Annotated in this window: 11 protein-coding genes and 1 pseudogene; 7 read left to right on the top strand and 5 right to left on the bottom strand. The window is 43.8% G+C overall.

What is annotated here, in order from left to right:
* Positions 1–63: 63 nt before the first annotated feature.
* The 4 genes from phnE (Q1A70_RS08565) to phnD all read right to left on the bottom strand — a co-directional run bounded on the left by phnE (Q1A70_RS08565) (position 64) and on the right by phnD (position 3650).
* Entirely contained in the window at positions 64–894 is an 831-nt protein-coding gene (phnE, locus tag Q1A70_RS08565) for a phosphonate ABC transporter, permease protein PhnE (protein ID WP_299689056.1), read from the bottom strand.
* A gap of 10 nt (positions 895–904) precedes the next feature.
* The gene (phnE, locus tag Q1A70_RS08560; protein WP_299689061.1) at positions 905–1738 is read right to left on the bottom strand and encodes a phosphonate ABC transporter, permease protein PhnE; all 834 of its coding nucleotides are present in this window, start codon (positions 1736–1738) and stop codon (positions 905–907) included.
* A complete protein-coding gene (phnC, locus tag Q1A70_RS08555; RefSeq protein ID WP_299689064.1) occupies positions 1735–2553 on the bottom strand; it encodes a phosphonate ABC transporter ATP-binding protein in 819 nt (272 codons plus the stop codon). Before phnC ends, phnE (Q1A70_RS08560) begins: the two co-directional genes overlap by 4 nt.
* 140 nt (positions 2554–2693) lie before the next feature.
* Positions 2694–3650: a phosphate/phosphite/phosphonate ABC transporter substrate-binding protein gene (gene phnD, locus Q1A70_RS08550; protein WP_299689067.1), complete on the bottom strand. Its 957-nt coding sequence runs from the start codon at positions 3648–3650 to the stop codon at positions 2694–2696.
* 266 nt (positions 3651–3916) lie between these two features.
* On the opposite strand from phnD, the gene Q1A70_RS08545 reads away from it, so the two are divergent.
* From Q1A70_RS08545 to Q1A70_RS08515, 7 genes and pseudogenes are all read left to right on the top strand, one after another.
* Positions 3917–4636 (top strand): FadR/GntR family transcriptional regulator, encoded by a 720-nt coding sequence (locus Q1A70_RS08545; RefSeq protein WP_299689070.1) that lies wholly within the window; start codon positions 3917–3919, stop codon positions 4634–4636.
* Between the two features lie 799 nt (positions 4637–5435).
* Positions 5436–7214, top strand: coding sequence for a transporter (locus Q1A70_RS08540; RefSeq protein WP_299689073.1), 1779 nt, complete (start codon positions 5436–5438; stop codon positions 7212–7214).
* Between the two features lie 458 nt (positions 7215–7672).
* Positions 7673–9751 carry a DUF4962 domain-containing protein gene (locus Q1A70_RS08535; RefSeq protein WP_299689075.1) on the top strand — a complete coding sequence of 693 codons (2079 nt, stop codon included), beginning with the start codon at positions 7673–7675 and terminating at the stop codon, positions 9749–9751.
* Between the two features lie 835 nt (positions 9752–10586).
* Positions 10587–11468, top strand: coding sequence for an NAD(P)-dependent oxidoreductase (locus Q1A70_RS08530; RefSeq protein ID WP_299689078.1), 882 nt, complete (start codon positions 10587–10589; stop codon positions 11466–11468).
* Between the two features lie 1090 nt (positions 11469–12558).
* A pseudogene (locus Q1A70_RS08525) lies at positions 12559–14369 on the top strand (methyl-accepting chemotaxis protein).
* 216 nt (positions 14370–14585) lie between these two features.
* The gene (locus tag Q1A70_RS08520; protein WP_299689081.1) at positions 14586–16328 is read left to right on the top strand and encodes a polysaccharide lyase family 7 protein; all 1743 of its coding nucleotides are present in this window, start codon (positions 14586–14588) and stop codon (positions 16326–16328) included.
* A gap of 429 nt (positions 16329–16757) precedes the next feature.
* Complete coding sequence (locus tag Q1A70_RS08515; protein ID WP_299689084.1) at positions 16758–18323, top strand: polysaccharide lyase family 7 protein; 1566 nt, start codon at positions 16758–16760, stop codon at positions 18321–18323.
* Between the two features lie 23 nt (positions 18324–18346).
* Here the strand turns inward: Q1A70_RS08515 and Q1A70_RS08510 are convergent.
* The coding region (locus Q1A70_RS08510; RefSeq protein ID WP_299689087.1) for a hypothetical protein at positions 18347–18532 on the bottom strand (186 nt) is incomplete at its 5' end.

The following is an 18532-nucleotide window of genomic DNA, read 5'->3' as shown; positions in this document are numbered from 1 at the left end:
ATTAAGCTAGACGAATGAAACAAAAACGGACACCTCAATGGTGTCCGTTTTTTTATAGATGAACTAAATCAATGCTTTTCTTGCTTTCGCAGCCACCCATTCAGAGAAGATAACCGTTACAAGAATCGCACAGAAAATCACAGTCACTTGAGGCCATGCCAGCATCGCCATCGACTCTTGCAGTTTCAAACCGATACCGCCTGCGCCGACCAAGCCTAATACTGTAGATTCACGAATGTTTATGTCCCAACGGAACAGGCTTGTGCCAATGAAACTTGGCATCACTTGAGGAAGAATGCCGTAGTTCAACACTTGCAGTGGAGATGCACCTGTCGATTGAATCGCCGACATTTGCGTTGCGTTCACTTCTTCAATTGCTTCGTACATCAACTTAGCCACGAAACCGATCGAGCGTAGGGCAATTGCGATAATACCCGCCAACAAACCTGGACCGATGATCGCCACTAACAGAAGAGCCCAAATTAACGAATTAATTGAACGACTTGCCGCGATGATAAACAGCGCAATAGGTCTGATAAACGTCATGCTTGGTGTCGTGTTACGTGCGGCTAAGAACGCAACTGGAAACGCCAATACGATCCCCAATAATGTGCCAAGTGTCGCGATGTTGATGGTGTCCCACAACGGACTCCAAAGAGACTCTAAGTAGCTCCATCTTGGTGGCCACATACGGGAAGAGATATCAGCAAGTTGATTCGGTGAGTCCGTCACAAAGTACCAAATCGTATCCTTGTTCATGACTTGCCATGCAAAAACGCTCAAAGCGACAAAGCAAAGCCAGCCAATCCAGAGCATGAGGCTTTGTTTACTGTCGTAACGTTGCCATTGGGTACGATTCATGGCGCTTGAAGGTGTGTCATTTAGCGTGTTCATTGGTCGTTCCTTACTGCACATGTTTACGGATGATGGTCGATAGGTATTCACATAACATCACGATCACGATAATAATCAATAGAATAGCGGCTGCGGCGCTGTACTCGTAGCGGTCCATTGCTGTATTCAATGTTGCGCCAATACCACCTGCGCCAACAATGCCAATCACGGCAGACTCACGAAAGTTGATGTCGAGTCGGTACATCGAAAGGCCAATAAAGCGGGGCATAACTTGTGCTTGAATGGCGTAATTCACCTGTTGTAGCCAGCTTGCGCCAGTTGCACGCATTGCAGTGAGTGGTGCAGGATCAATGGCTTCAATCTCATCAGCAAACAGTTTTGCAAGAAAACCAATGGTCGCGAAGGTTAGCGTGACAAAACCTGCAAAGGTACCAAAGCCAAACAGTGCGACACACAGAATCGCAACGATGATCTCTTGTAAGCTACGAGCGATTGAAATAAACGCACGACAGAATAGGTAAACAGGAGTCGGAGCAAGGTTTTTGGCTGCGCCTAATCCGAATGGGATCGAAAGAATGACACCTGCCACGGTTGATGTGAGCGTCATGGTTAAGCTCTCAATCAAACCTTGCGAGATGTTGTTCCAACGACCACTAAAATCTGGGTTCATGAACGCTAAAATGAACTGCCAACCGCGCTCGCTGCCTTCGTAAATTCGAGTCCAGTTTATGTGAACTGACTGAGTTGCAAGGTATAAGTACACCGCAACAATGATGATCAAACTCCAACGCAACCATGGGTTCGAAATCAATGGCGGCTTGGTCCACTGTGTTGGATATTGCTTTGCTAGGCGCTGAGTTTGATTTGGATATGGTTGAGTCATATTGTTGCCTCAGACAAGCGAGGGTTCGTGATGATCAGAGCATCTTCCTCTTCTTCTGCTTGTTGGCTCCAATCTTCTTCACCATAGATCTGTGTCAGCACGTCTTCGGTGAGTAGGTTTGGCTTATCATCAAACACTACACAACCCGCATTCAGGCCGACAACGCGATCCACAAACTGTTTAGCTAACTGAACATCGTGAATATTGATGATGGCAGGGAGTTGTTGCTCTGAACAAATCTCGCTAATTAAGCGCATGATTTGGCGCGCAGTACGTGGGTCAAGTGCGGCGGTTGGCTCATCAATCAACAGTAATTTTGGTTTCTGAGCAAGTGCTCGTGCAATACCAACACGTTGGCGCTGACCACCCGATAGAGCGTCGGCTCTCTTATTGGCGTGCTCTAACAATCCAACACGGTCGAGTAGGGCATAAGCGGCTTGGATATCTGACTCTGGGAAACGGCGAGTGAAGCTTTGCCAGAAATTCACATACCCTAAACGGCCTGAAAGCACGTTTTCCATTACCGTTAAACGCTCAATCAGTGCGTATTCTTGGAAGATCATCCCAATCTCGCGGCGTGATTGTCTTAGCTGGCGCTTAGAAAGCGTTTCTAGGTTGGTATTGGAAAAGATAACTTCGCCGCTGGTGGGCTCGGTGAGTCGGTTGATACAACGAATTAGCGTTGATTTTCCGGCACCAGATGGGCCAATCAATCCAACAACCTCACCGGCATTCACCGACAAGCTAACGTTGGTCAGAGCTTTATCAGAACTGGAGTAGTGCTTGGTAAGCCCTTTTAGGGTAAGAGTAGACATAGTATTCCTATAAGACCGGTGTACTAAGTGTTTGCCTGTGGCTGAAATGGGAAGTAAACCGCTGAGAGTGGTGAGTAACTGCAGGCTCGTATACCTGCAGTTAGCTTTATCGTGTGTTACTGGTTTATCGTTTTAATCGGTTAGCTACAGGTGTAAGACACTTTGTTTGCTGTATCGATAGTGCGAATTACTTCCCAGTGCTCTTGGTAAGTGATTGGAACAAACTTCGCTTCACCGTTACGCTCAAATTCTTCTTGAAGCTTTGTGCCTTCCCAGTCGAAAGTGAAGAAGGCTTTTTGAATCTTCTCTTGCAGCTCTGGCGTTAGGTTGTGCGCTGTGCCGTAAGCTGTTGTTGGGAAGGTTTGAGACTTGTAGATGCTCTTGATTTGGTCTTCTTTCACCACTTCACGCGAAAGCATGCGGTTCAATACTGAGTTCGCTACTGCTGCTGCATCGTAGTCTTTGTGCGCAACACCTAAGATAGAGTTGTCGTGCGCACCAGAGAATGCAGGTTTGAAATCACGGTCAGGTTGAAGTTGATATTCAGCATCCAAAATCGCAGAAGGTGCTTTAAAGCCAGAGTTAGAGGTTTGCGCTGTGAATGCCAGGTTCTTACCTTTTAGGTCTTCTACTTTCTCAATGCCAGAACCCGGGTGCGTGATGATTTCCATTTCGTAACCGAAAGAGCCATCTTCCGCTGCCATCATGGTGAATGGTGCGAAGCCTGCGCAGTTAACCGCTAGTGGTGTAGAACCTGTGTTGAAACCCGCGATATGAAGACGGCCTGAACGCATTGCTTCAATTTGAGCTGCGTTATTTTGAACAGGGAAGAAACGAACCGTCTTTTCCGTTGTTTTTTCAAGGTGGCTCAAAAACTCGCTCCACACATCAGCGTATACTGCTGGGTCTTCAACTGGCGTATAAGCAAAAATTAGCGTGTTTGGATTCACCCATTGTGATTCATCTTGAGGAACATCGGCAACCAAGTTGCCAGAGCGATCTTCGTATCGTGTATCCATTGCTAATGCAGAACCAGAAAAAATCAGCGCAGCAGTAATAGCGCTTTTAAGCGTGAGATTCGTTTTTGTCGGTTTCATTATTTCAGTCCAATTGGGTGATTTGTTGGGAGGGAGTATAGAAATCGAGGATGACAGAACCGATGCGTTTTGATTACGTATTTATGAAAAGATACAACAGAATAATTATGATTAAGATAGATGGACTGTATTTAAAGTTTTTGATTAAAATGGTTAATATTCTAGGTGTTGTCCATCGCCATTTTACTCAATTGGTGATAGGTTGAAATACTGTTATAGTGATCCTTAAATAATACATAAACATAACATATAAAATAAGTGAACTTATGGTTAGCAAGTTTAATTCAATCTCGGGCTCGAAGCGCAGCCTGCACGTGCAAGTAGCGCGTGAAATTGCTCGTGGTATCTTATCTGGTGAGTTGGCAGAAGGGTCTATTATTCCTGGTGAAATGGCTTTGTGTGAACAGTTTGGTATCAGCCGAACAGCACTGAGAGAAGCTGTTAAATTATTGACTTCAAAAGGGCTTTTGGAGTCTCGTCCTAAAATAGGCACTCGTGTTGTCGATCGCGCGTTTTGGAACTTCCTTGATCCACAATTGATTGAATGGATGGATGGGCTCACCGACATCGATCAGTTCTGCTCGCAATTTTTAGGGCTTCGCCGTGCTATTGAACCAGAAGCCTGTGCACTGGCAGCGAAATTTGCGACGGCTGAACAACGTATTGAACTTTCTGAAATCTTCCAAAAAATGGTCGCAGTGGATGATGCTGAGGTGTTTGACCAAGAAAGTTGGACAAATATAGATATTCGTTTCCACAGTTTGATCTTCAATGCAACTGGCAACGATTTCTACCTGCCATTTGGTAACATTCTGACGACCATGTTCATGAACTTTATCGTGCATTCTTCAGAAGAGGGCAGCACATGTATCAATGAACACCGCAGAATCTATGAAGCGATTATGGCTGGCGACAGTGATAAGGCTCGTTTAGTGTCAGCCGCTCATCTGCAAGATGCTAACCATCGCTTAGCTACGACAAGCTAGCGATGATAAGTTACAGTCATCTGCAAGGTCGTGGTTTTTAGGTCATTTGAATCACTTAAATGCACAGATGAACGATTTATAGCTTTAGATGAACTATTTAAAAAGGTATGCCAAGTGCATGCCTTTTTTGTTTCTGGAGGGCTATTGCACCATCAAAGGCACTCTTTTGGTTCAAGAATTTTATGCGGTTACATTAGGGCGTGTTGACCTTTCGCGGTTAAATTTTGTTCGAGATAAAGCGTTTTAATCGCGGCTAGGGGGTAAGTAGCCTAGTCATACAGTCTAAATCAGCCGTCTCTAGTCAAGTCCAATATCCAACAGAACCACACCATATTGTCTTTTCTTGTGAGGTGGGGTATCTAAAATCCGCGAGTGGATATCGATTATTTCCATCTAAATGGCAAATTGATAATTAATAGGCCGAAATCAATAACAAATATTAAATTATTGTCTGATGAATGGTTTTGATTTCATATCATGTAAGCGTTCTTTAAATTAAAAGGTTGTAGGTTTATAGGTGTTTGGTTGATTTTGTTATTAGTTACAAAAGCCATTTTCCTATGTAAGTTTTTGTTTAAAGTAATTTTTTTGTGCGATATCTAGCTGTCATGAGAAAGGTTGGCTGACGTGGTGACTGTTTACTTAATAAATTGCCCACATTCCATCTTATGTCATATATATAATCAGCACTATCAATCAAAACAAGATCACTATCACTGATTTGGATTATTGTACTACAAATAATCTTGCAGGTTTCCTATAGTGCCCGTATCAAAATACAACGGACAAAGGATACACGATGGAACTCAACACGATTATTGTCGGCATTTATTTCCTATTCTTGATCGCGATAGGTTGGATGTTTAGAACATTTACCAGTACCACCAGTGATTACTTTCGCGGGGGCGGTAATATGTTGTGGTGGATGGTTGGCGCAACCGCTTTTATGACCCAATTTAGTGCATGGACATTTACCGGTGCAGCAGGTAAAGCGTATAACGATGGCTTTGCAGTCGCAGTTATCTTCATCGCCAATGCATTTGGATACTTCATGAACTTTGCATACTTTGCACCGAAGTTCCGCCAATTACGCGTCGTAACCGTTATTGAAGCGATTCGTATGCGTTTTGGTGCAACGAACGAACAAGTGTTCACTTGGTCTTCAATGCCGAACAGTGTTGTTTCCGCTGGTGTATGGCTAAACGCATTGGCAATTATTGCTTCGGGTATCTTTGGCTTCGATATGACAGCCACTATCTGGATCACTGGCCTCGTTGTTTTAGCCATGTCTGTAACGGGTGGTTCATGGGCGGTAATCGCGTCTGACTTTATGCAGATGGTTATCATCATGGCAGTAACCGTGACGTGTGCGGTGGTCGCCGTTGTTCAAGGTGGTGGTGTTGGTGAAATAGTCAATAACTTCCCTGTAGCGGAAGGCGGCTCTTTCCTTTCAGGCAACAACATCAATTACCTAAGCATCTTCAGTATTTGGGCATTCTTCATCTTCGTGAAGCAGTTTTCTATCACCAATAACATGCTTAACTCATACCGTTACCTTGCGGCGAAAGATTCAAAGAACGCCAAGAAAGCGGCTCTATTAGCGTGTGTGTTAATGCTTGGAGGCGTATTTATCTGGTTCATGCCTTCTTGGTACATTGCAGGTCAAGGTGTTGATCTAGCAGCAGCTTACCCAGACGCAGGTAAAAAAGCGGGCGACTTTGCCTACCTATACTTCGTACAAGAATACATGCCAGCGGGTATGGTTGGTCTTCTAGTAGCGGCGATGTTTGCGGCAACTATGTCTTCAATGGATTCTGGTCTAAACCGTAACTCTGGTATTTTTGTTAAAAATTTCTACGAGCCAATCCTTCGTAAACGTCAAGCAAGTGAAAAAGAACTGGTTACCGTGTCTAAGATCACTTCTGCCGTGTTTGGTATCGCTATTATCCTTATCGCACAGTTCATCAACTCGCTTAAAGGTTTGAGCCTGTTCGATACCATGATGTATGTCGGCGCACTTATCGGCTTCCCAATGACGATTCCAGCATTCCTTGGCTTCTTTATTAAGAAGACACCGGACTGGGCAGGTTGGGGTACGCTAGTCGTTGGTGGGTTCGTTTCTTATTATGTTGGTTTCGTGGTTAATGCTGAAATGGTGTCGTCAATCTTCGGTCTAGAAGAACTCACGAGCCGTGAATGGTCTGATGTTAAAGTCGCTATCGGCCTGGTTGGTCACATGGTGTTGACGGGTGGTTTCTTTGTACTTTCTACCCTGTTCTACAAGCCGTTAACTGAGCAGCGTCAAGCGGATGTGGACAAGTTCTTCGGCAACTTATCAACGCCACTTGTGGCTGAGTCTGCAGAGCAGAAGAAGTTAGACAACAAACAACGTGAGATGCTTGGTAAACTGATTGCGGTAGCCGGTGTTGGGATCATGTTGATGGCTGCGCTTCCTAACCCAATATGGGGACGACTCGTGTTCATCCTATGTGGTGTGATTGTCGGTGGTGTGGGTGTATTACTGGTAAAAGCGGTCGACGACGGCGGCAAGCAAGCGAAACCTGCTACAGAAAGCTAATTGGTAAACAAAAACTAATGAGCAAGTAAAATCTAGTGAGTAGCGAAAAGTGAAATACTCGTGAAGCTTTAAATAGAATGCGACGACTCGAAAGGGCGTCGCATTTTTTGATCAGCGATAGGGACGTCATAAATAGATAGGAGAGTTTAGCTGATTAATAACAAGCTCCTGGCTAATCGAGAGAAAGACTTTGGCTAATTGAGAGCAGACCCTAAGTCATTTCGCTTCAAATCTAAGTGAAAATCTTGACCAATTTCTCTCTAAACTCCAAACTAATAAGTATTAGCTTCAGTCACTTTAGACAGGAGTATTATCTTATTCGGGTTTATAACATCTGACCTAAATCACGAAAACTGTAAAATATTCTTCAATCGAATCGAAATAGATTTATTTGTACTATAATAAGACGTATATTATTGGCAATTCCTTTCAATCAACTTGAAAATAAGTGAGTTAGAATGAGCGACCAAAAATCTCTTGATGCAATCAGGAAGATGAAGCTGGAAAATGACACTTCAGCAGGTAATCTTGTAGACCTACTCCCTATCGAAGTACAAACACGTGACTTCGATCTATCATTCCTAGACAACTTGAGCGAAGCACGTCCGCGTCTTCTTGTTCAAGCTGATCAGCTAGAAGAATTCAAAGCAAAAGTGAAAGCTGATGAAGCTCACTGCATGTTTGATGACTTCTACAACAACTCTACAGTTAAGTTCCTTGAGACGGCTCCTTTCGAAGAGCCTCAAGCGTACCCAGCTGAGACGGTAGGTAAAGCTTCTTTATGGCGTCCTTACTGGCGTCAAATGTACGTTGATTGCCAAATGGCATTGAACGCGACACGTAACCTAGCAATTGCTGGTGTTGTAAAAGAAGACGAAGAGCTAATTGCTAAAGCAAAAGCTTGGACTCTAAAACTGTCTACGTACGATCCAGAAGGTGTAACTTCTCGTGGCTACAACGATGAAGCAGCTTTCCGTGTAATCGCAGCAATGGCTTGGGGTTACGACTGGCTACACGGCTACTTCACTGACGAAGAGCGTCAACAAGTTCAAGATGCTTTGATTGAACGTCTAGACGAAATCATGCACCACCTGAAAGTAACGGTTGATCTACTGAACAACCCACTAAACAGCCACGGTGTTCGTTCTATCTCTTCTGCTATCATCCCTACGTGTATCGCGCTTTACCACGATCACCCGAAAGCAGGTGAGTACATCGCATACGCGCTAGAATACTACGCAGTACACTACCCACCATGGGGCGGTGTAGACGGCGGTTGGGCTGAAGGTCCTGACTACTGGAACACGCAAACTGCATTCCTAGGCGAAGCATTCGACCTATTGAAAGCATACTGTGGCGTAGACATGTTTAACAAAACATTCTACGAAAACACAGGTGATTTCCCGCTTTACTGTATGCCTGTTCACTCTAAGCGCGCGAGCTTCTGTGACCAATCTTCAATCGGTGACTTCCCTGGTCTAAAACTGGCTTACAACATCAAGCACTACGCTGGTGTTAACCAGAAGCCTGAGTACGTTTGGTACTACAACCAACTGAAAGGCCGTGACACTGAAGCGCACACTAAATTCTACAACTTCGGTTGGTGGGACTTTGGTTACGACGATCTTCGTTTCAACTTCCTTTGGGATGCACCTGAAGAGAAAGCACCATCGAATGATCCACTGTTGAAAGTATTCCCAATTACTGGTTGGGCTGCATTCCACAATAAGATGACTGAGCGTGATAACCACATCCACATGGTATTCAAGTGTTCACCATTTGGCTCTATCTCTCACTCTCACGGTGACCAAAACGCGTTCACACTGCACGCATTTGGTGAGACTCTGGCAGCAATCACTGGTTACTACGGTGGTTTCGGTGTTGACATGCACACTAAGTGGCGTCGTCAAACGTTCTCTAAGAACCTTCCTCTATTCGGTGGTAAAGGTCAGTACGGTGAGAACAAAAACACTGGCTACGAAGGTCACCAAGATCGTTTCTGTATTGAAGCGGGCGGCAACATCACTGATTTCGACACTGAATCTGAAATCAAGATGGTTGAAGGTGATGCAACAGCATCTTACAAGTACTTCGTTCCTGAAATCGAATCTTACAAGCGTAAGATCTGGTTCGTGAAAGGTAAAGTATTTGTAATGCAAGACAAGGCTGAGCTTTCTGAAGAGAAAGACATGACTTGGCTAATGCACACTACGTTTGCTAACGCAGTAGCTGAGAAAGCATTCACTATCCGTGGCGAAGTTGCGCACCTAGATGTGAACTTCATCAACGAATCTGCTGACAACATCACTTCTGTGAAGAACGTTGAAGGCTTCGGTGAAGTTGACCCATACGAGTACAAAGATCTTGAAATCCACCGTCACGTTGAAGTGGAATTCAAGCCTTCTAAAGAGCACAACATCCTAACGCTTCTTGTTCCAAACAAGAACGAAGGCGAGCAAGTTGAAGTGTCTCACAAGCTTGTAGGTAACACGCTAGAGCTAACTGTTGATGGCGAAACAGTAACAATTGAACTGTAATTTGCTTAATTAACAAAAGCTAGATATTGAAAACTCCGAGCATTACGCTCGGAGTTTTTTTTCTTGAAGAAAAGGTAAAGCTCATCCAATTGAAAGAAAATCCCTTTAGATAGAAAGTCCTATACTCCCCTCTACTAAAGTAGATTATCCGATCACCAGATCATCCAAACCGCAAAACAAACCGCAAAACAGTTCTCTTGACTGCCAGCGTAGCTATCGAAGTCCATAAGAGACGATAAGAAGTTATAGAGAGTCGATACCCACTAGATCATTGAATCTGGTTGGAGTGGGTTAGCTGGGCTGAGTTGGTTGGAGAGCCCTCGAAATAGCGCGTACCTGATACTGTGCTCACCATTGTGCAAAATGAAAATGTACCCAAGCTGTATACCAACTCGCTAAGTGTTCATAAACTAGCGAAGTAATCACAAACTAGCTAGGTAAACAAAGTGGTTAAGTCAGGCTATGTGAGAGGGCGGTGGAACTAACCGCTCACCTTACTCGATCTGTTCAACAAGGTTTTACCCTATTATTTATATGACAGTTTGAGTCACAGACAGAAAATTAGTAATCAGTGAACTATAAATAGAGATGGGCACAACGTGTTCTGATTAATGGTATGACATATTAAGTATGTAATTTCGCCAACAGACGTTTTTTTGATCCGTTACATAGTTCCCGTAAATATAAAAAGTAAGCTATATTTACCCGTAAATACTATCACCGTCACAATTTGTGTCTAACCATTGAATGAATAAGTAAAAACTATTGCGTAACGAGAGAGACGTAGTTATTATAATGACAATTCATCATACAATACTATATTTGGAGTTTGAACATGACTAAACCTGTAATCGGTTTCATTGGCCTAGGTCTTATGGGCGGCAACATGGTTGAAAACCTACAAAAGCGCGGCTACCACGTAAACGTAATGGATCTAAGCGCTGAAGCTGTTGCTCGCGTTACAGATCGTGGTAACGCGACTGCATTCACTTCTGCTAAAGAACTAGCTGCTGCAAGTGACATCGTTCAATTCTGTCTTACAACTTCAGCTGTTGTTGAAAAAATTGTTTACGGCGAAGACGGTGTTCTAGCTGGTATCAAAGAAGGCGCAGTACTAGTAGACTTCGGTACTTCTATCCCTGCTTCTACTAAGAAAATCGGCGCAGCTCTTGCTGAAAAAGGCGCGGGCATGATCGACGCACCTCTAGGTCGTACTCCTGCACACGCTAAAGATGGCCTTCTGAACATCATGGCTGCTGGCGACATGGAAACTTTCAACAAAGTTAAACCTGTTCTTGAAGAGCAAGGCGAAAACGTATTCCACCTAGGCGCTCTAGGTTCTGGTCACGTTACTAAGCTTGTAAACAACTTCATGGGTATGACGACTGTTGCAACTATGTCTCAAGCTTTCGCTGTTGCTCAACGCGCTGGTGTTGATGGCCAACAACTGTTTGACATCATGTCTGCAGGTCCATCTAACTCTCCGTTCATGCAGTTCTGTAAGTTCTACGCTGTAGACGGCGAAGAGAAGCTAGGTTTCTCAATTGCTAACGCAAACAAAGACCTTGGTTACTTCCTTGCTCTTTGTGAAGAGCTAGGTACTGAGTCTCTAATCGCTCAAGGTACTGCGACTAGCCTACAAGCTGCTGTTGACGCAGGCATGGGTAACAACGACGTACCAGTAATCTTTGACTACTTCACTAAACTAGAGAAGTAATCTAAGTACGGCCTCGCAGGGTATCGCTTGTCTTCTAGATAGCGATGCCTCGCGAGGTTCGTTTTTATCTGCAATCGTTAATTTTCCACCTGCAAAAGCCAATCAGTAAACACAACTTCTCCGCTACATCCTATTTGTCACACAATCCCACTTTCGCTCTATAACTCATTGACTCATACGAGCATAGCTACTCATCAAACTCGCTGTCATCTACTGTAGTCGTTTCAACTTTTGTCGTCTTTTCAACTTTGCTTCTCTGTAAATCGCTTCCTATCACCTTCTGCTCTTTTTTTATGCGATTGATGGCTTTTTCTACGATTAATAGCTTTTTCTGCAATTAACAGCTTTGTATGCCTAAAAAGTAAAAAAAACCCACACAGCTGGTGACTATGTGGGCATGTTCGGGCGAGCCGTCTGAAAAAACAAATGAACAATAACAAGTGTGATAACGTTTAACGAAGTCCCCCGATAGTTTCTACATAAACGAAATAAATAATAGCAAAGAGTAGTGTTTGAATTACCACTTAGAATTGAACAAAAGCATTCAGAAAGAACTTAAGTTATGATTCAAAAAGACTATACAATAAAGCTTATTGTATTACAAATAAACTTGGTGCTTAAATGCGTTGACTGAATAATTAGCTGCAATATCTATGATCTTGATCATGATTTTGCTCTGGTTAGCGGGTTAGAAGAACAGGTTAGACTCAGAAATAGCGATTCACTGCTTTGAATCTCAGCGACGGTATAAATAAATGAATTTATCGAATATTCATCGTGCTTGCCTAATTGTGATCAAGGTCTACATTCATACACATCACATATATCGCAGTCAGTTATTGACCGATTTTAATATAGCCGCGTTGCTCACAGAAGAAGAACTTCATTATCCATACAATATTAATTAAAAGAAAAAGAGTGGTTGTACCTGTGATTCGGTAGGGAGCTTGTTCTCTTTACGTATTTACGTATCTGCGATGACGTAAACATGACCACTTGATTATGATAAAAATAATAGACATAGGTTGTATGGAAAATGAGTTTTATGAATTCAAAGTTGTCTCTAGGGTTTAAGGGAAAATTGATTTTAATGGTGGCGATCGTCAGTTCGAGCGCGTTGGCATTTACCAACTGGTTCACGCTTGACTTGGCTACTGATCAGGTCAACCAAACGATTTATAACGAGATTGATCACTCGCTGACGATAGAAGTTAATCAAATAGAAAGCACCGTTCAGCGCACCATTGATACCGTCAATTCGGTTGCACAAGAGTTCATGAGCTCGCCAGTCCAAGTGCCTATCGAAGCCTTGATGCATTACGCAGCTCAGTTGGGTGGTATTGATAAAGTTGTGGTGGGGTTTGATGATGGTCGCTCTTATATCTCACTCCCTTCTGAGTCCTTTCCGGATGGTGTTGGCATAAAAGAGTTGTACGATCCGACGACTCGCCCTTGGTATCAACACGCCCTTGGTATCAACAGGCGAAATTGAAATCTGGATTGTCGTTTAGTGATCTGTTTTTTACTAAGGCGACTCAAATTCCGATGATCGGGGTGACGTATTCGTATCGAGACCGTGTGATCATGGCAGACATTCGCTTTGACCATCTTGCCACTCAGCTCGAGCAGCTCGACAAAATATACCAAGCGAGAGGGATTATTGTCGATGAGAACGGAATGATCGTTGCGTCAACGATAGAAAATGTCCAACCACAAACCAACATTTCGTCGACTGACTCGCAGATGAATTTAAGCCAAGCAATTTCGCAACACGATCAGTTTATCGAAGGGATTATCGACCCAGAGTTAGCGCTTGAGCAGCTTAATGGTGTGATGTCGAGTGCGCGTATGCTGATCATTGCTTGCGTATTTGGATCGGTGATATTGATGGTTCTACTTCTCAATCGTTTCTACCAACCAATCGTCTCACTTCGTAGCATTGTTCAAGATTTGTCCCAGGGTAACGGCGACTTGACGCAAAGACTGGCTGAAAAGGGCAGTGATGATCTCGGGCATATCGCTAAAGACATCAACCTGTTCATCATTGGCCTACAAAACATGGTCAAAGAGGTTAAATTCAAGAACTCGGATCTCGATACCAAGGTATTGAGTATTCGCGAGGGTTGTAAAGAAACCAACGATGTACTCAAAGTTCATACTGAGGAGACGGGGCAAGTGGTGTCTGCGATTAGCGGGTTATCTGAAGCGTCGAATGAAGTGGAGAAGAATTCTCAATCGGCAGCAGAGGCCGCGAGGGAAGCCGCGATATTCAGCGATGAAACTAAGCAAATTAACACGGTAACTGAAACCTATATCAGCGATCTTGAAAAACAAGTCTGCACCACTTCTGATGATATTCGCTCAATGGCAGACGAAACCCAGAGTATCCAGTCGATCGTATCGGTGATAGGTGGCATTGCTGAGCAAACCAATTTATTGGCACTAAATGCTTCGATCGAGGCTGCACGTGCAGGTGAGCATGGTCGTGGTTTTGCTGTTGTTGCCGATGAGGTTCGTGCGCTGGCTAGCCGTACTCAAATCAGCACCTCTGAAATTGAAGAAGCGCTGTCAGGCTTGCAGTCTAAGTCAGACGGCTTAGTGAAATCGATCGAGTTGACCAAAAGCAATTGTGAGATGACTCGCGCTCAAGTCGCCCAAGCGGTCAGCATGTTGGCGAAACTTACCGAGCAGATGGAAACCGTGAGTCAGTTAAATAATGACATTTCAGGCTCTTCGGTCGAGCAAAACGCGCTGATCCAGAGCATTGCTACCAACATGCATACCATTGAAAGTTTCGTGGAGGCGCTGAACAAGTTAAGCCAAGATCAATTAACTGAATCGGCGGAAATTAAAACGCTCAATGGCAGTGTCAGTGAGTTGATGAGTAGTTTTAAAGTGTAATAAAATCAATATATTGAAATTAAATTGAATCTAGGGCCACTCAATAACGTTAGAGTTTTGAGTGGCCTTTTTACATTGCATTTAGGTTTATTATTTTACTAGATTGCCGATTGTTTTACGTCGTTTGCCGTGTCTCACAGTTTGATAATGACATAATTGACATAAAATAGTACAAATATACATTATCACTTCCCTTTATGGATAAGTGAGTTAAATGTGAATAAGCCAATCTTTATCGTTGCGCTGGCGTCGCTTACGTATGGCTGCGGTGGTAGCAGTTCAACTGACGGTAGCACTCCTCCTGGCAATGAAGACCCAGATACACCTTATGGCGTGGTCGCCCCTTATACGATTGCTAAGTATCAAACTATTCTCTCTAGTTCCGATCTTCAGGTGTCTGATCCTAACGGAGAAGAAGGCAACAAAACCTCTGAAGTGAAAGATGGCAACTTCGATGGCTACATCAGTGAATACTTTTACGCGGATGAAGAGACCGAGAATCTCGTCTTCAAGATGGCAAACTATAAGATGCGCTCAGAAGTCCGTGAAGGTGAAAACTTTGATATCAACGAAGCGGGTGTAAGGCGAAGCCTGTATGCCGAGATCAGCTTACCCGACATCGAGCATGCCATGGCAAACTCTCCTGCCGATCATGATGAAGTGACGCTGCTACAGATACACAATAAAGGAACCGATGTGAGCGGCACAGGGTACATCCCTCATCCACTATTGCGTGTCGTTTGGGAGCAAGAGCGAGCGGGTATTACCGGTCACTACTGGGCGGTGATGAAGAATAATGCCATTGATTGTAGCAGCGCTGACGACTCTTCAGACTGCTACAACACTTCTTATACTCGTTACGATTTAGGCGAGGCCGATCTTGATAGCTTTACTAAGTTTGATTTGAGCGTTTATGAAAATACCCTGTCAATAAAAGTGAACGATGAAGTCAAAGTAGCTCAAGATATCACCTATTGGCAGCACCTATTGAGTTACTTCAAAGCCGGGATCTATAACCAGTTTGAAAATGGTGAAGCGACCGCTTATTTTCAGGCGTTGAGGTATACAAAAACTCAAATGGATGGCGCTAACGACTGGGACATCAATGACTGGAAGTTAACGATTCCTGCCAGCAAAGATACTTGGTATGGCAGTGGCGGCGACAGTGCTGCTGAATTAGAGCCTGCGCGTTGCGAATCGAGCAAAGATCTACTCTCAAACGACAGTGATGTTTACCACAGTAGTATCGGCCTTTCATATTTCGATACCGATCAAGGAAGAATGCACTTTAGAGCCGATATGGGCTATGGCACCTCGACAGCGAATTCTAACTACATCCGCTCCGAATTAAGAGAGCTGTACCAGAGTAATGACCAAGCGGATTGCAGCACCAGTGATGAAGATACCAGTTGGTATTTGGACGACACCAGAACCAACACAACCAGTCACGAGTTAACTGCAAGCTTGCGAATAGAAGATTACCCGAACATCAACGGCCAAGACCCCAAAGTAGTGCTCGGTCAGATCCATGGCTGGAAGATCAAACAAGCATTGGTCAAATTGCTTTGGGAAGGCGAGGGCAAGCCAGTACGAGTGATACTGAATGACGATTTTGAACGCAACAATCAAGATTGCGGCCACTGTGAGCCATTCAGCGTTGAGCTCGGGACTTACACAGCCAGTGAAGAGTGGCGCTATACGATTCGTGCTGATCAAGACGGTATTTATCTTGCGACCCATGACTTAGATGGCACCAACAGGGTATCTCATTCAATCGGTTGGGGAGAGGATTACCAAGATAAAAATGGCGATACCGTTTCTTTGACCTCAGATTGGGCCTCTAACGACATCGCTTTCTACTTCAAAGCGGGGATCTATCCTCAATTTAAGCCAGATAGCGACTATGCTGGTGAGATATTTGATGTGAGTTTTAGCTCTGTGAGAGCAGCCCATTATTAAGCTCGCGGTGCTTAAACACTCGCGCTGCATTAACAAATAAAACCGTAATTAAAAGACCACATCAGTTGTTAACTATGTGGTCTTTTTTCATCTTAAATGTAACAACTTAGGTCGTGTTAATTTAAATAACGAAATCAACGTCGACGGTGAATAGCCACCAAAGATTATCGTCACTTAGGCGAGATGCTGATCCAAAATTTATCTAGTCGCTATTTTATCAATAAGAAATGTGATCCAGTTAATATATGGATAAAGCAGAAAGTGTCACCAGTCTCATTTATTCAATGAAACGTTTTATTTGTATTATAAGATTATGTAAGATTTTTATGTTCTCGCAAACATCCAAATATAAATCACTTAATAACAGGGGTTTGCGGACTTTGATTTCACTGACAAATGCTGTCTTTGTAATATAATAATGGATTTAATATGAAACAAACGATTCTAAAAAGCTTACTTGCTTCTTCTGTCCTACTAGCGGTGGGTTGTGCGAGCACAACACCAACGGTTGAGTTTCCGAACAACAAAGAGACGGGTGAACCTCTACTGACGCCAGTTGCGGCTACAGCTAGCAGCCACGATGGTAACGGCCCAGATTTTCTTCTTGACCAAGATCTTACAACGCGTTGGTCTTCTGCGGGTGACGGCGAGTGGGCAATGCTAGACTACGGCTCAGTACAAGAGTTTGACGCGGTTCAAGCTGCTTTCAGTAAAGGTAATGAGCGTCAGTCTATGTTTGATGTTCAAGTGAGTGTTGACGGTGAAAACTGGACAACGGTACTAAAAGATCAACTAAGCTCAGGCCAAGCTCTTGGTCTAGAACGTTTCCAGTTTGAGCCAGCAGTACAAGCTCGTTACGTGAAATACGTGGGTCACGGCAACACTAAAAACGGTTGGAACAGCTTGACTGAATTGGCGGCGGTTAACTGTAATGTTAACGCTTGTCCAACAAGCCATATCATCACGCCAGCAGTGGTTGCTGCAGAGCAAACAATGATCGCTGAAATGAAAGCAGCAGAAAAAGCAGCGAAAGAAGCGCGCAAAGATCTGCGTACCGGTAACTTTGGCGCACCAGCAGTATACCCTTGTGATACAACCGTAGATTGCCAAACACGTACTGCGCTTCCTGTACCGACTAACCTACCTGAAACACCGCTTGCGGGTAATGCACCAAGCGAAAACTTTGACTTGACTCACTGGTACCTATCTCAACCGTTCGACCATACTAAAAATGGCAAGCCAGATGATGTTTCTGAGTGGAACCTTGCAAACGGTTACCAGCACCCAGAGATATTCTACACTGCTGATGATGGCGGCATGGTCTTCAAATCTTACGTAAAAGGTGTGCGTACCTCTGCAAACACTCAGTATGCTCGTACTGAGCTACGTGAAATGATGCGTCGTGGTGACCAGTCGATCAAAACAAAAGGTGTTAACAAGAACAACTGGGTATTCTCAACGGCTCCAGAAGCTGACTTAAAAGCAGCGGCTGGCATTGATGGCGTAATGGAAGCAACATTGAAGATTGACCATGCAACCACAACGGGCAACGCGAATGAAGTAGGTCGCTTTATCATTGGCCAGATTCACGATGAAAACGATGAGCCAATTCGTTTGTATTACCGTAAACTGCCAAACCAAGCGACTGGTGCGGTTTACTTTGCACATGAAAGTCAAAACGCTACTAAAGAGAACTTCTACTCTCTAGTGGGTGATATGACAGCAGAAGTGGGTGACGATGGTATCGCACTTGGCGAGAAGTTCAGCTACCGCATCGAAGTTAAAGGTCACGATCTGATTGTAACGCTAATGCGAGAAGGTCATGATGACGTACAGCAAGTGGTTGATATGACTGATAGCGGTTACGACGTAGGTGGTAAGTACATGTACTTTAAAGCGGGTGTTTACAACCAAAACATCAGCGGCGACCTAGACGATTACTCGCAAGCAACGTTCTACCAATTAGACGTATCTCACGATCAATACCAAGACTAATTTAAGCGTATAACGTTTAATATTTAAGGTATCGCAATTGCCTCCAATCTTAGGGTTTGGAGGCTTTTTATGCCTGCTATAAAGTCATCATGTTTTGATAAAAAGAATGGGTATCTATCAGTCGAAAAGAATTTATACCAATCTAAGTAAAAATATGATCTAATTGAGGCTGTTACTTCTTCGTGAAAAAAGACGCTATGGACAGCCTC

The organism is uncultured Vibrio sp., from assembly GCF_947488985.1.
In the GTDB taxonomy this organism is placed as follows: domain Bacteria; phylum Pseudomonadota; class Gammaproteobacteria; order Enterobacterales; family Vibrionaceae; genus Vibrio.
This window is presented reverse-complemented; position numbering and strand designations above follow the sequence as displayed.

Coding starts and splice junctions, on each gene's coding strand:
- Q1A70_RS08535 (WP_299689075.1), top strand. CDS start 7,673: ATGAGCGACCAAAAATCTCTTGATGCAATCAGGAAGATGAAGCTGGAA.
- Q1A70_RS08530 (WP_299689078.1), top strand. CDS start 10,587: ATGACTAAACCTGTAATCGGTTTCATTGGCCTAGGTCTTATGGGCGGC.
- Q1A70_RS08545 (WP_299689070.1), top strand. CDS start 3,917: ATGGTTAGCAAGTTTAATTCAATCTCGGGCTCGAAGCGCAGCCTGCAC.
- phnD (WP_299689067.1), bottom strand. CDS start 3,650: ATGAAACCGACAAAAACGAATCTCACGCTTAAAAGCGCTATTACTGCT.
- Q1A70_RS08515 (WP_299689084.1), top strand. CDS start 16,758: ATGAAACAAACGATTCTAAAAAGCTTACTTGCTTCTTCTGTCCTACTA.
- phnE (WP_299689056.1), bottom strand. CDS start 894: ATGAACACGCTAAATGACACACCTTCAAGCGCCATGAATCGTACCCAA.
- Q1A70_RS08540 (WP_299689073.1), top strand. CDS start 5,436: ATGGAACTCAACACGATTATTGTCGGCATTTATTTCCTATTCTTGATC.
- phnC (WP_299689064.1), bottom strand. CDS start 2,553: ATGTCTACTCTTACCCTAAAAGGGCTTACCAAGCACTACTCCAGTTCT.
- phnE (WP_299689061.1), bottom strand. CDS start 1,738: ATGACTCAACCATATCCAAATCAAACTCAGCGCCTAGCAAAGCAATAT.